The organism is Pseudomonas nicosulfuronedens (assembly GCF_005877905.1).
GTDB lineage: Bacteria > Pseudomonadota > Gammaproteobacteria > Pseudomonadales > Pseudomonadaceae > Pseudomonas > Pseudomonas nicosulfuronedens.
Window position 1 is genome coordinate 72512 of record NZ_SWDV01000038.1, and the last position, 10801, is coordinate 83312.

General features: G+C 61.4%; 10 protein-coding genes and 2 pseudogenes. 7 read left to right on the forward strand and 5 right to left on the reverse strand.

What is annotated here, in order from left to right; translation table 11 throughout:
• The first annotated feature begins 85 nt into the window (after window positions 1-85).
• Window positions 86-1138 carry a haloacid dehalogenase-like hydrolase gene (locus FAS41_RS24460; protein WP_425049037.1) on the forward strand — a complete coding sequence of 351 codons (1053 nt, stop codon included), beginning with the start codon at window positions 86-88 and terminating at the stop codon, window positions 1136-1138.
• 602 nt (window positions 1139-1740) lie between these two features.
• On the forward strand, window positions 1741-2268 hold the full coding sequence (locus FAS41_RS24465; RefSeq protein WP_138525955.1) for a BRO-N domain-containing protein: 528 nt from the start codon (window positions 1741-1743) through the stop codon (window positions 2266-2268).
• On the opposite strand, the gene FAS41_RS24470 is transcribed toward FAS41_RS24465, so the two are convergent.
• Window positions 2258-3061, reverse strand: a complete 804-nt coding sequence (locus FAS41_RS24470; protein ID WP_138525956.1) for a TlpA disulfide reductase family protein — start codon at window positions 3059-3061, stop codon at window positions 2258-2260. The genes FAS41_RS24465 and FAS41_RS24470 overlap by 11 nt on opposite strands.
• A gap of 82 nt (window positions 3062-3143) precedes the next feature.
• Complete coding sequence (locus FAS41_RS24475; RefSeq protein ID WP_138525957.1) at window positions 3144-4592, reverse strand: aminotransferase-like domain-containing protein; 1449 nt, start codon at window positions 4590-4592, stop codon at window positions 3144-3146.
• A 184-nt stretch (window positions 4593-4776) separates the two neighbouring features.
• Between FAS41_RS24475 and FAS41_RS24480 the strand changes: the two genes are divergently transcribed.
• Together FAS41_RS24480 and FAS41_RS24485 are read left to right on the forward strand one after the other, a co-directional pair.
• Window positions 4777-5007, forward strand: a complete 231-nt coding sequence (locus tag FAS41_RS24480) for a DUF1127 domain-containing protein (RefSeq protein WP_138525958.1) — start codon at window positions 4777-4779, stop codon at window positions 5005-5007.
• A gap of 14 nt (window positions 5008-5021) precedes the next feature.
• Window positions 5022-5510: a RidA family protein gene (locus FAS41_RS24485; RefSeq protein WP_138525959.1), complete on the forward strand. Its 489-nt coding sequence runs from the start codon at window positions 5022-5024 to the stop codon at window positions 5508-5510.
• Here FAS41_RS24485 and FAS41_RS24490 read toward each other — a convergent pair.
• From FAS41_RS24490 to FAS41_RS24500, 3 genes and pseudogenes are all read right to left on the reverse strand, one after another.
• Window positions 5507-6091: pseudogene (locus tag FAS41_RS24490) on the reverse strand (ATP-binding protein); the annotation flags it as partial. The gene FAS41_RS24485 and the pseudogene FAS41_RS24490 sit on opposite strands and share 4 nt — an antisense overlap.
• 231 nt (window positions 6092-6322) lie before the next feature.
• Window positions 6323-6430, reverse strand: a pseudogene (locus tag FAS41_RS31375) (IS66 family transposase); the annotation flags it as partial.
• A gap of 75 nt (window positions 6431-6505) precedes the next feature.
• Entirely contained in the window at window positions 6506-6727 is a 222-nt protein-coding gene (locus tag FAS41_RS24500; RefSeq protein WP_138525960.1) for a helix-turn-helix domain-containing protein, read from the reverse strand.
• A 104-nt stretch (window positions 6728-6831) separates the two neighbouring features.
• Here FAS41_RS24500 and FAS41_RS24505 point away from each other — a divergent pair, with 104 nt between their 5' ends.
• From FAS41_RS24505 to FAS41_RS24515, 3 genes are all read left to right on the forward strand, one after another.
• Entirely contained in the window at window positions 6832-7422 is a 591-nt protein-coding gene (locus FAS41_RS24505) for a hypothetical protein (RefSeq protein WP_138525961.1), read from the forward strand.
• A complete protein-coding gene (locus FAS41_RS24510) occupies window positions 7419-8819 on the forward strand; it encodes a DEAD/DEAH box helicase (protein WP_138525962.1) in 1401 nt (466 codons plus the stop codon). Before FAS41_RS24505 ends, FAS41_RS24510 begins: the two co-directional genes overlap by 4 nt.
• Window positions 8820-8940: 121 nt before the next feature.
• Complete coding sequence (locus FAS41_RS24515) at window positions 8941-10695, forward strand: hypothetical protein (protein ID WP_138525963.1); 1755 nt, start codon at window positions 8941-8943, stop codon at window positions 10693-10695.
• Window positions 10696-10801 lie beyond the last annotated feature (106 nt).

A 10801-nucleotide genomic window follows, 5' to 3' on the forward strand; every position in this document is an offset into this window, starting at 1 on the left:
CTTTGCTAGGGTCACTGCTGGACTAGTCCAGTGAAGGCCCGTACCGGACCTTCCCCATACCCACAAGACCACTCGGGGGAATTCCATGAAGCCCATGCGCACCTTGCTCGCCGGCCTGATCCTGGCCGGCCTCGCCAGCACCTCTTTCGCCGCCACCGAACTGAAGCACTGGCCGGCTCCCGCCGCCAAGCAACTCGACGCCCTGATCGCCGCCAACGCCAACAAGGGCGCCTTCGCGGTCTTCGACATGGACAACACCAGCTACCGCTATGACCTCGAGGAGTCGCTGTTGCCCTTCCTCGAAATGAAAGGTGTGCTGACCCGCGAGAAGCTCGACCCCTCGCTCAAGCTCATCCCCTTCAAGGACGTCAACGGCCACAAGGAAAGCCTCAACAGCTACTACTACCGCCTCTGCGAGCTCGACGACCTGGTCTGCTACCCGTGGGTTGCCCAGGTGTTCTCCGGCTTCACCCTCAAGGAGCTCAAGGGCTACGTCGACGAGCTGATGGCCTACGGCAAGCCGGTGCCCAGCACCTACTACGAAGGTGACGTGGTCAAGACCATCGAGATCAATCCGCCCAAGGTCTTCACCGGCCAGACCGAGCTGTACAACAAGCTGATGGAGAACGGCATCGAGGTCTACGTGATGACCGCCGCCCATGAGGAGCTGGTGCGCATGGTCGCCAGCGATCCCAAGTACGGCTACAACGTGAAGCCCGAGAACGTCATCGGTGTCACCACGCTGCTCAAGGACCGCCAGAGCGGCGCCCTGACCACTGCGCGCAAGCAGATCACCGAAGGCAAGTACGATCCCAAGGCCAATGAGGGCCTGGAAGTCACTCCCTACCTGTGGACCCCGGCGACCTGGATGGCCGGCAAGCAGGCGGCGATCCTCACCTACATCGACCAGTGGAAGAAGCCCATCCTGGTCGGCGGTGATACCCCCAGCAGCGACGGCTACATGCTGTTCAACGGTACCGCCGAGAATGGCGTGCACCTGTGGATCAACCGCAAGGCCAAGTACATGGATCAGCTCAACGGCATGATCAAGAAGAACGCCGAGGCTCAGGCCAAGCTCGGCCAGCCGGTGACCGCCGACAAGAACTGGGTGATCGTCACGCCCGAAGAGATCCAGTAAGTCGCGTAGGGCGGATAACGCGCCAGCGTTATCCGCCGTGTAATAGGCGGCGGATAACCCGTTCCGGGTTATGCGCCCTACGCCAAGGCTTTGTTCCCAGGCTGTCGGGCACTTTGTTCGCGAGCAAGCTCGCTCCTACGAAGAGCGGCGGGGCCTGTAGGAGCGAGCTTGCTCGCGAACCGCCGAGGGTAGCTCCTACAGGCGAGAGCCGGAGCAGGGGCGTTCGTATCGAATTGCCCGACAGGCTCGCAGTTCCTGAAAGCCGCGACGCCAGTCCGGTAAAGCCGCTGCGGAATGCTTGGGAACGTCCCTACACTCCCACGGCGTTGCGGTCCTACAAGTCCACTGCTTAGCGTTCCGCCCTGCCACAGCGTTATCGTGGCCGGGCGTGGAAACCTGTATTCGACTTCTTAAACGTCATAGCGGAGCCTGCCTGGCACTCCTTCGTGCCAGGTTGGCTCTGGCTGTCTATGGCGGACCGTGTGAGGCGGGCTTTGGCCCGGCCGGTCTTGGAAGTCGAGCTGGTTTCCACCCTTGCACGGTCCGCCTCCCTCTTCGGCAGTTTCGGGCGGCGGCTTCTTGAATCAGCAAGGAGCTACAGCATGAACCTCTCGATTTCCCCGGCCGATGACGGCCTGATTCCAACCCGCTTCGTTCGCTACAACCGACAACTACGCGCCCTGTTGATCGAGCAGCAGGCCTGGTTCGTCGTCGATGACCTGGGCAAGCTGGTGAACCGGCCCATCGAGGCCCAGCGCATCGCTCGCCTGGACCACGATCAGAGCCGTTACGAGCGGCTGCGCGGCAGGCCCGAGCCGCAATTGCTGGTCAGCGAAAGCGGTCTCTACGCCCTGCTGCTGGTCTATTGCTACCACCCGGAGAACCGCAGCTTGCGTCAGTGGTTGAGCAACGAGGTGGTGCCAGCCCTGCGCGATGCACCCAATCACGACGTCCGCCTGCCACGTCGTCGCATGCAACAGTTGCTCGGTGAGGCGCTGCCGGTGCTGGATTGGCAAGGCAACCTCTGGGTGCGCTGGCGCGACGCCGTTGGCCTGATGGAAAACCACCTGCGCTCCACCCATCCTACGGTTCCGGCATGGCTTGTAGCTCGCCGAGGTGTCAGTCCTTGAGCTGGCCCAGCCCGTACTCCAGGCTGGCGGCGGAAAGTTCGCCCATCTGGCTGTGCTTCAGGCGCCCCTGGGCGTCGTAGAACAGCGTGGTGGGCATGCCGTAGGAGCCGGTGAGCTGGCCGAGGCGGTTGCCGCTGTCGAGCAGCACCGCCGCGTCGCTCAGACCCTGGTCGCGGAGGAAGCGCTGCACGGCTTCGGCGTTCTCGCCCTGGTTGACCAGCAGGAAGCGCACATCGCTGCGCTGCTTCTGCGCGGCCTCCAGCACCGGCATCTCGCGCCGGCACGGCGGGCACCAGGTGGCCCAGAGGTTCACCACCGTGGGCCGGCCATCCAGCGCGCGCAGGTCCACGGCGGCACCGCGCAGGTCCATCACCGTGAGTGCGGGAAGCTGCTGGCTGCGGTCCAGCGCCGAGGTCACGGCCTTGCCGCCACCCCACAGGCACACACCGACCACGGCCGCGACGGCCAGCGGGCGGCGCAGCTCTGTTTTGCGCCAGGCCAGCACCGCGCCGATCAGCGTGGCGGCGATCACTCCCGGCAGAGCGAGAAAGCCGCCGTCGCGGATATCCACAATGCTCAGCGGCGTCGCTGCGTACTGCTCGAAGTAGCGCGCGACGAAGGCCAACCGTGCCGCCAGCAGGCCGCCGATCAGCATGGTGAACAGCGCGCCTTCGGGATTGGCGCCACGCTTGCGCCCGGCCAGCCAACCGGCCAGCAGGGCGCCGAAGAAACCGAGGTAGAGCAGCACGTGGGGCAGGGGAAGGGCCAGCGGGCCGAGGGTGAGACTGGTCAAAGCGGAGGCCTGGCAAAAGGAAACCAAGGTACAGCAGCCCAGCGCCCCACGGCAGCGCGGGGCTGTGGATAAATGTTTCGCCTCAGGCCGGCAGCGGCTCCTCGGCATGCTCGTGCAGCTCGGCGGTGAGCCGCGCGGCGCAGGCACCGACCTTGCGTACGGCTGCCTCGATCACCGGCAAGTCGCGGTTGGAGTAGTTCAGGCGGATGCAATTGCGGTACTTGCCCGAGGCGGAAAAGATGTTGCCCGCGGCCACTTGCACATTGTCCCGCCGCAATTCCTGGTTCAGCCGCACGCTGTCGAACTGCGGGTGCAGTTCGACCCAGAGCATGAAGCCACCGCGCGGCCGGCTGACGAGGCTGCCGGAAGGGAATGACTGGCCGACCCATTCGGTCATCAGGTCGCGGTGGCGCTGGTACTGCGCGCGCATGCGGCGGATATGCGGCTCGTAGTGGCCGCCGCCGACGAACTCGGCCAGGGCCATCTGCGGCTGCGGCGCGCAGGTGCCGCTGGCGATGTACTTGAAGTGGAGGATGCGGTCCAGGTACCGCCCTGGCACCACCCAGCCGGTGCGCAGGCCGGGCGCCACGGTCTTGGAGAAGGAGCTGGCCAGCAGCACGCGGTCGTCGGTGTCGAAGGACTTGATGCTGCGCGGGCGCGGGTAGGCGTAGGCGAGTTCGCCATACACATCGTCTTCGAGGATCGGCACGTCGTAGCGCGCCGCCAGGGTCAGCAGGGCGCGCTTGCGGGCGTCGGGCATGATGTAGCCCAGCGGGTTGTTGCAGTTGGGGGTGAGCAGGATCAGCTTCACTGGCCACTGCTCCATGGCCAGCTCCAGTGCTTCCAGGCTGATGCCGTTGGTGGGGTCAGTGGGGATTTCCAGCGCCTTCAGGCCATACGCCTTGAGTGCCTGCATGGCGCCGTGGAAGCTCGGTGAGTCGATGGCGATGATGTCCCCCGGCTCGCAAATGGCGCGCAGGGTGATGGCCAGGGCCTCCTGGCAGCCAGTGGTGATGACGATCTCGCTGGGTGGCACCTGGCAGCCGGAGTCCAGCATCAGTCGGGCGATCTGCTCGCGCAGCGCGAGCGATCCCTGGATGCCTTCGTAGCCGAGGCTCTGAAGATCGGTGCGCCGCGCCGCGTGAACCATCGCCCGCTGTAGCGGCTTGAGCGACGGGCTGGCGATGTCCGGCGTGCCTCGCCCGAGCTGGACGAAATCGCCGCCCGGCGCGCGGCGCACCTGCTCCAGTACCTGGTCCCACTGCGACACGTCCACCGGCCGCTGCGCCGGTCGGGTCATCGCCGGCATCGGCGGCAGCTCGCGGCGTTCGGGCACGAAGTAGCCGGATTTGGGGCGCGGCTCAACCAGTCCGGAGTCCTCCAGCACGCGGTAGGCCTGTTGCACGGTGCTGATGCTGACGCCGTGCTCCTCGCTCAGGGCGCGCACCGAGGGCAGGCGGTCGCCGGGGCGGTAGAGGCCCTGCTCGATGCGTTCGCCCAGGGTAGCGGCCAGCTGCGCGTAGCGTTTCATGACAGATCTCCCGTGCCGGGGTGCTTCGGCTTGATACAGTACAGATCGGGAGAAAATACGCCATTCAGAAGGTTTTCGCCGCTTTCTGTATGGAAAAAATCTCGCATTGTTGAATCTGTAATGATTTTTCTCGATTCGCCACTCTAGTTCCACGTCCGGAGCAACCGACTGGAGGAGTGACGACATGAGCGGCCTGAGCGATGTGCGGCTGACCCTTTACCAACAGGAGCTGCTGGAGATCCCCGGCGCCCGCGTGGCCTCGCGCGACCCGCAGGAGAGTCGTTGGCAGCAGTTCTGGCGCCGTGTGCGTACCCGCAAGCAACTGCTGGAGCTGTCCGACGCGCAATTGCGCGACATCGGCATCAGCCGCGAGCAGGCGAAGCTGGAAGCGATGCGGCCGTTCTGGCGCTGCTGATCAAGGGATTCAACATGAGCGAAACGCGCACTGCTGCGTTTGAACGTATCGCTGCCGAGCTCGGCTACGACTTCTGCGGTGAAATGAAGATCGGCGGCAACTACGTGCCTTTCCTCATCGAAGGCAACCAGGTGCACCTCAGTGGACAGATTCCACGGGTGGGTGATGAGGTGGTCGTCACCGGCCGGGCGGGCAGCGAGGTGTCGCTGGCCGACGCCCAGCGGGCTGCCAAGGTCTGCGTGATACGAGCGCTGGCGCTTCTGCGGCAGGCGTTGGGCGACCTCGAGCGCGTCCGCAAGGTGTTGCAGCTCAATGTGTTCGTGCAGTCAGCGGAGCACTTCACGCAGCAGAGCGAAGTGGCCGACGGCGCTTCTGCAGTCCTGTATGAGGTGCTGGGTGCGGCCGGCGTGCATACGCGCACATCGGTCGGCGTCTATCAGTTGCCGAAGAATGCGACGGTCGAGCTGAATCTCCTGGCCGTCGCGCAGGACCTGCCCGGCTAGTGCCCTGCGCGGTACTGCAGCGCTTCGGCGAGGTGCGGGCGCGCAATGCTGTCTGCCTGCTGCAGGTCGGCGAGGGTGCGCGCCACCTTGAGAATTCGGTGCAGGGCACGCAGTGACAGGTTGAGGCGCTCGCCAGCCTTCTCCAGCCAGGCCTGGTCTTCCGGGCTCAATGCACAATATTGGTGCATTTTCTTCAGGGTCAGAAAGGCATTGGCACACCCCTGCCGGGTGAGCTGGCGCTGACGCGCGGCGGCAACCTGGGTGGCCAGCTCGGCGCTGCTGGTGGTCGGGCCGCTCGGCGCGAGGCTGGTGCTTTCCCGGCTGACGGTCAGGTGCAGGTCGATGCGATCCAGTAATGGCCCCGACAGCTTGGCCCGGTAGCGCTGGATCTGCTCCGGCGAGCAGCGGCAGCGTCCGCTGGGGTCGCCAAGGTAGCCACAGGGGCAGGGGTTCATCGCTGCCACCAACTGGAAGCGCGCCGGAAAGCGCACGCGGCCGTTGGCACGGGCGATGACGATTTCGCCGCCTTCCAAAGGCTCGCGCAGGACTTCCAACACCTTGCGATCGAATTCCGGCAATTTGCTTTCTGCATCAAAACACTCACGTTCTTGTCAAAGCTGAGAGCATTCAAGCCTGCTGAATGCACTGCTCTGCCCGGCAATGACTTGCTTCGTTTTGAGGGAAAAAGCTCTACAACCGCACTGGGCGCATTGAGGCTACGGATTGATGGAGCCGAGCAGTACGCCAGTTCAGTCGTGGTCAGAGTCTGCTAAGAGCGCTTGAAGGTTATCGTTGACCCGAGCGAAGAGTTCGTCAGTGCTGACAGCGCTGTCCTCGAGATATCGAGTTAGAGCTGTCCATCGGTTGAAGCTGTAGTCCAGCGCCTTGGCGATGGCAGAGCCTTCGGGCACCAACTGGCGGTGAAAGGTTCGGAGCAAGTTAACAGCAGTGCAATCTCAGGCCTTCTTGAGCGTCACTCTCGATCAGATGCTGGGCTACAGCTCTGACATCTGAGGCAGAAGACAGGACGGTTCGCAGGCGAGCTCGCTTGCGATCCGAAATAGCTTCTCGACGGTGATGTTTACTTCGCCACGCTCGATCCGCCCCATATAGCTACGGTCGATACTGCAGGCCAGCGCTAGAGCATCTTGCGAAATCCGGCAGGCCTTCCTCTGCGTTCGGATGCGTTCCCCTAACGCCTTCGCCAAGTTGTCCATGACCGTCTCAATTTCACTTGAGGCGGCACTATCGTGCGTTTGCGGACGCACGGGCCACGGATTATAATCCGCATTTCTTCCGCGCTAACGCTTCTGGTGCCGCAATGAAATCGGCCTCGTTAATCTTCGACAGGCGTCTGTATGAGCTGCTTCAGGAGGAGGGGCGCGCACGCTTCACGACTCGTGAACTGCGTGATGCCTATGCCAAGCGCCTGGAAGGCATGACGTTCCGTATCGGCGATGTGCGTCGCTACGTGTATGACCAGATTCGCCGAATGCTGCGCATGGGGTGGGTTGTACTCGATGACGAGCGACGTTCGCGGGGACAGGTCTACCACCTGCGGCCCACGCCAGCCCATCTGCAGCTGGAGCTGATCGATAACGGGTTTGAGAACAGTTTCAAAACTGCACCTGAGCCACAGCAGGAGTCGTCAGTGCTCGATGACGCGCCTGTACCGCTTGAACCGCCATCCGATGCGGAGCAGCACTTGGAGGCGCTCCATAACGAGGTCCGGCTGGACTTCCTGTCGTCGATGGGCGAGGTGGAGCGATACAAACTGCTCCTGGATGACATGCCGCAGCTTCGTGACAAGGTCGAAGCCGAGTATCTGGAGGCTAGGGACCGCAGTTCACGACTGCTGGGCCATCTCCGCGCTATCGAGAAGACACTCAAGACGCTGGCAGCTGCACGATGACCAGATTGCTACGTGACTGGCAGTTCAGCTGCATCAAAAGGGCGTTGGAGCACTTTACCGTCACGCCGCACTTCTTCTGTCAGGCAACGCCGGGTGCCGGCAAGACGCGTATGGCGGCGGAGCTGGCCAGCAGACTTCTTGAACAGGACAAGATCGATCTGGTGTTGTGCTTTGCACCCTCCTGCCAGGTAGTGGAGGGATTTCGCTCGACCTTTGCAGCCGTGCTCGGCAAGCGTCTGGATGGCCAGATAGGCGCAGTGGGAGCAGCGTTCACCTACCAGTCCATGGGATACCGCGATGAGGGGTTCTGGCAGCTGCTTGATGACTTTCGAGTGCTCGCAGTCTTCGATGAAATTCACCACTGCGCTGGTCATGACCCACTGCTCAGCAATGCCTGGGGGCAACAGATACTGCACCGGATACAAGACCGTGCAGCCTTCACCTTGGCGCTCTCCGGCACCCCTTGGCGTTCGGACGACAGGGCCATTGCCCTGGCACGTTATTCGACGCCAGAAGGGCACCTGATCTGCGACTACCGCTACGGCCTGCAAGAGGCCATTGCCGACGGAGTGTGCCGTTCTCCTCGCATTGTCCTGCTCGACAATCAGAAGGTGAAACTCACCGAGGAACTGGGCACTGATAGCACTGTGACGATGTTTCCCAGCATTGCGAAGCTGTTGGGGGAATCACCCGTCACCTACGAAGAACTGCTGCGGCACGACGAGGTGATCGAGCGACTGCTCGACCTTAGCTGCAGCAAACTGGATGAGCTTCGCCAAATCAAATCTGATGCGGCTGGCTTGGTGGTTGCCACCGACGTTGAGCACGCCCAGCAAATTGCACAAGCCCTGGCTGTCAGGGGGGAGGGTTGCCGCATCGTCACCAACAAAACCCCCGATGCGCAGCAGGTGATCAATGCGTTCAGACAGGGTGTCTGTCGGTGGATTGTGGCGGTTGGAATGATCAGCGAAGGCACGGACATCCCACGGCTGCAAGTGTGCTGCTACCTCAGCCGCATCCGCACCGAACTGCATTACCGGCAGGTTCTGGGACGAGTGCTTCGACGCACCGGCGAACCCGATGATCAGGCATGGTTGTTCATGCTGGCGGAACTGACGCTTCAGGGTTTTGCCGAGCGAATTGCGGATGACCTGCCGGATGACCTGGCGGTGCTAAACGCGTTACAGGCACCAGCCTTCACGCCAGATGCGAGGCCTGGTTTGATTGATGCTGTCGGCAATCTCGATGGGCTGGATCGCAACTCTGGAAGTGACACGGATCAGACGATTGCAGCAGTCGCTACGAACATGATTTCGCTTGGAAGCGGTGCAGCCGATACCAGTTACCAGGTGAGTTTTTCCCAGCATTACCGGCAGCAGTTACTGGCGTGCTTTTAATGCTGTGATGCCATCGCTCAATGGGAGCCGTGTCAGCGTGACTTACAGTGACAAGGAGTACTGGATTCCTGACTTTCCATGAATGCGGCATGCTCAGGTCTACAGCAAAGGAGAGCAACTGATGCATGACTACTTAGGCAATTTTCCCATTCCGGCCGAGTTGCTGCCTGAGCGCCTGCGGGTGCTTTTGGAGCCAGTCGGGACTGATCCGGCGGCGAGAGTCGAGGTGAGCAGTTTCACCGAGCAGGATCCCTATGGGCCGAACTGCGAAGTCGTGCAAATGGTGATGGCTGTTGTTGCCGAGGATGGCAAAGCGCTGCCTCCAATCCTTCATAGTGACCACGGCCTAGTGGCGTACTCCGTCCCGAGTATGGGGGAGAAGGGCTGCTGTAGAAATTTTACCCCCAGCGTCGGTGGTCACGATTACGTTGTGGCTTCTTGGGGAAGTGGCCTGTTTTTCACATACAGCCTTGCCGAGAAAGTCTGGATGACGCTGGGCCTGACGCCGCGCTGCATTGGAAATGAACATCAGCGTATGGTGTACGACGACCTTAGGCTTCCCGAATTCGGTGTCGCTGAGGGAGAGATTTCTGCTCAGTATTATTTCACCGCGTCTCGAAGCATCCGCTGGTATATGTCCAACGAGTATCTGCGCAGGTACCTCTGGTTAAGAGGTGCTCGGGGGGTGCGACAGTTCTACTACCAGGCAAAACTTCCTGACTCGCAGCAGCTACGAGAGCTGATGAATGGGGAGGTAATCCGTACGCTCGGTGAAGGAACGGGCTGGCTCGATGGCGATATACGCAAGGATGATGGTGACTACCTACTTCAGGTGTGGGCCACAGTCGAGGCAGTATCCTCCGACCTATGCCCATCGCAGAGTGCTGATGGGCTGGTGTGGCCAGGTATTGCAGGGCCAGTAACGGCCGTCTCCGCCCGAAAGATGATTGCGGGGCCCAATGTCTATCTCGATGACCGTTTTCTTGAGCGCTATGAGCAGAACGCGTTTTACGAGAGCACACCCATCCACCATGGGCATTACTGGGGCTGCAATCCGTCCTATTCGGGACAGTGGACGTTCTCAGGCTGCCAACGCATTGGGCGAAACCTGATCACGGTTCCGCTTCGGGAGCTTTATCAGGGAATCCCAGATCGCGAAGTCATTCATGCACATGCCCACGTGCTGGCTGCTGAAGCTATCGCGCATCTTGATTTGGCTGAAGAGCACATCGCTGCCAAGTCGGGTCGACTTGTTGAACAGTTGCTGATGCTGGGAGACCATCTTTCTCGCTTGGCGGCTAGCCTGGACATCAATAAGTCATCCCAAGAGCTTTTTGGGCTATCGAGGGAGCAGGTCAGAGATGAAGGGTGGTGGAGCTATTCGCAACTAGCCAAGCTCGCGCAGGTCGCTCCGCTTGCGATGTCCCAGCAATCGTTCCTGGCACGTTGCAAATCCGTTCATGAGGTTTGGCAGCGGCTACCTAACGGCTTCCTAAAGAAGCTTCTTGAAGCGGCAGGTGTCCCCAAGAAGAAAGTCGCCGACCTGGGGAGCCTGAAACTGCTGGAGGCCTTGCTGAATATCCTGATCAACCTGGATACCCATGAGGAGTCCGTGGACGCATTTAAGCGCACGGATGAGCCGGAAGGCTGGGACAAAAGGAGCACCGGGATGGCCATGCTCTTTGTCACTAATGACCTTCGCATTGCAGATGCTCATGATGCTGTAGGCGCAGTGCTGGCAAAGCTGCAGGATCGAGGTTTTGACACTGCAACGCTGCATCAAGGGTATGGGCGAGCTCTCGATTTCGTGTTCGATGGTGTCATCGATGCCTTTGAGGCGCTCAATACCCCGCTCTCTAGGATCTTGGCCAGATAATGACCTTGGTTCAACCGAGTGCATTGCGCCACATGACGTAAGTAATGACTCCCGTTCAGAGGACCAAGCAGGACTTGGTTCTCTGAACAGACCAACACAGCTTCCG

Bases quoted from the DNA above. Each gene is read 5' to 3' on its own strand.
- FAS41_RS24460 (WP_425049037.1), top strand. From the start codon at position 86: ATGAAGCCCATGCGCACCTTGCTCGCCGGCCTGATCCTGGCCGGCCTC.
- FAS41_RS24465 (WP_138525955.1), top strand. From the start codon at position 1,741: ATGAACCTCTCGATTTCCCCGGCCGATGACGGCCTGATTCCAACCCGC.
- FAS41_RS24505 (WP_138525961.1), top strand. From the start codon at position 6,832: ATGAAATCGGCCTCGTTAATCTTCGACAGGCGTCTGTATGAGCTGCTT.
- FAS41_RS24475 (WP_138525957.1), bottom strand. From the start codon at position 4,592: ATGAAACGCTACGCGCAGCTGGCCGCTACCCTGGGCGAACGCATCGAG.
- FAS41_RS24500 (WP_138525960.1), bottom strand. From the start codon at position 6,727: ATGGACAACTTGGCGAAGGCGTTAGGGGAACGCATCCGAACGCAGAGG.
- FAS41_RS24480 (WP_138525958.1), top strand. From the start codon at position 4,777: ATGAGCGGCCTGAGCGATGTGCGGCTGACCCTTTACCAACAGGAGCTG.
- FAS41_RS24515 (WP_138525963.1), top strand. From the start codon at position 8,941: ATGCATGACTACTTAGGCAATTTTCCCATTCCGGCCGAGTTGCTGCCT.
- FAS41_RS24510 (WP_138525962.1), top strand. From the start codon at position 7,419: ATGACCAGATTGCTACGTGACTGGCAGTTCAGCTGCATCAAAAGGGCG.
- FAS41_RS24485 (WP_138525959.1), top strand. From the start codon at position 5,022: ATGAGCGAAACGCGCACTGCTGCGTTTGAACGTATCGCTGCCGAGCTC.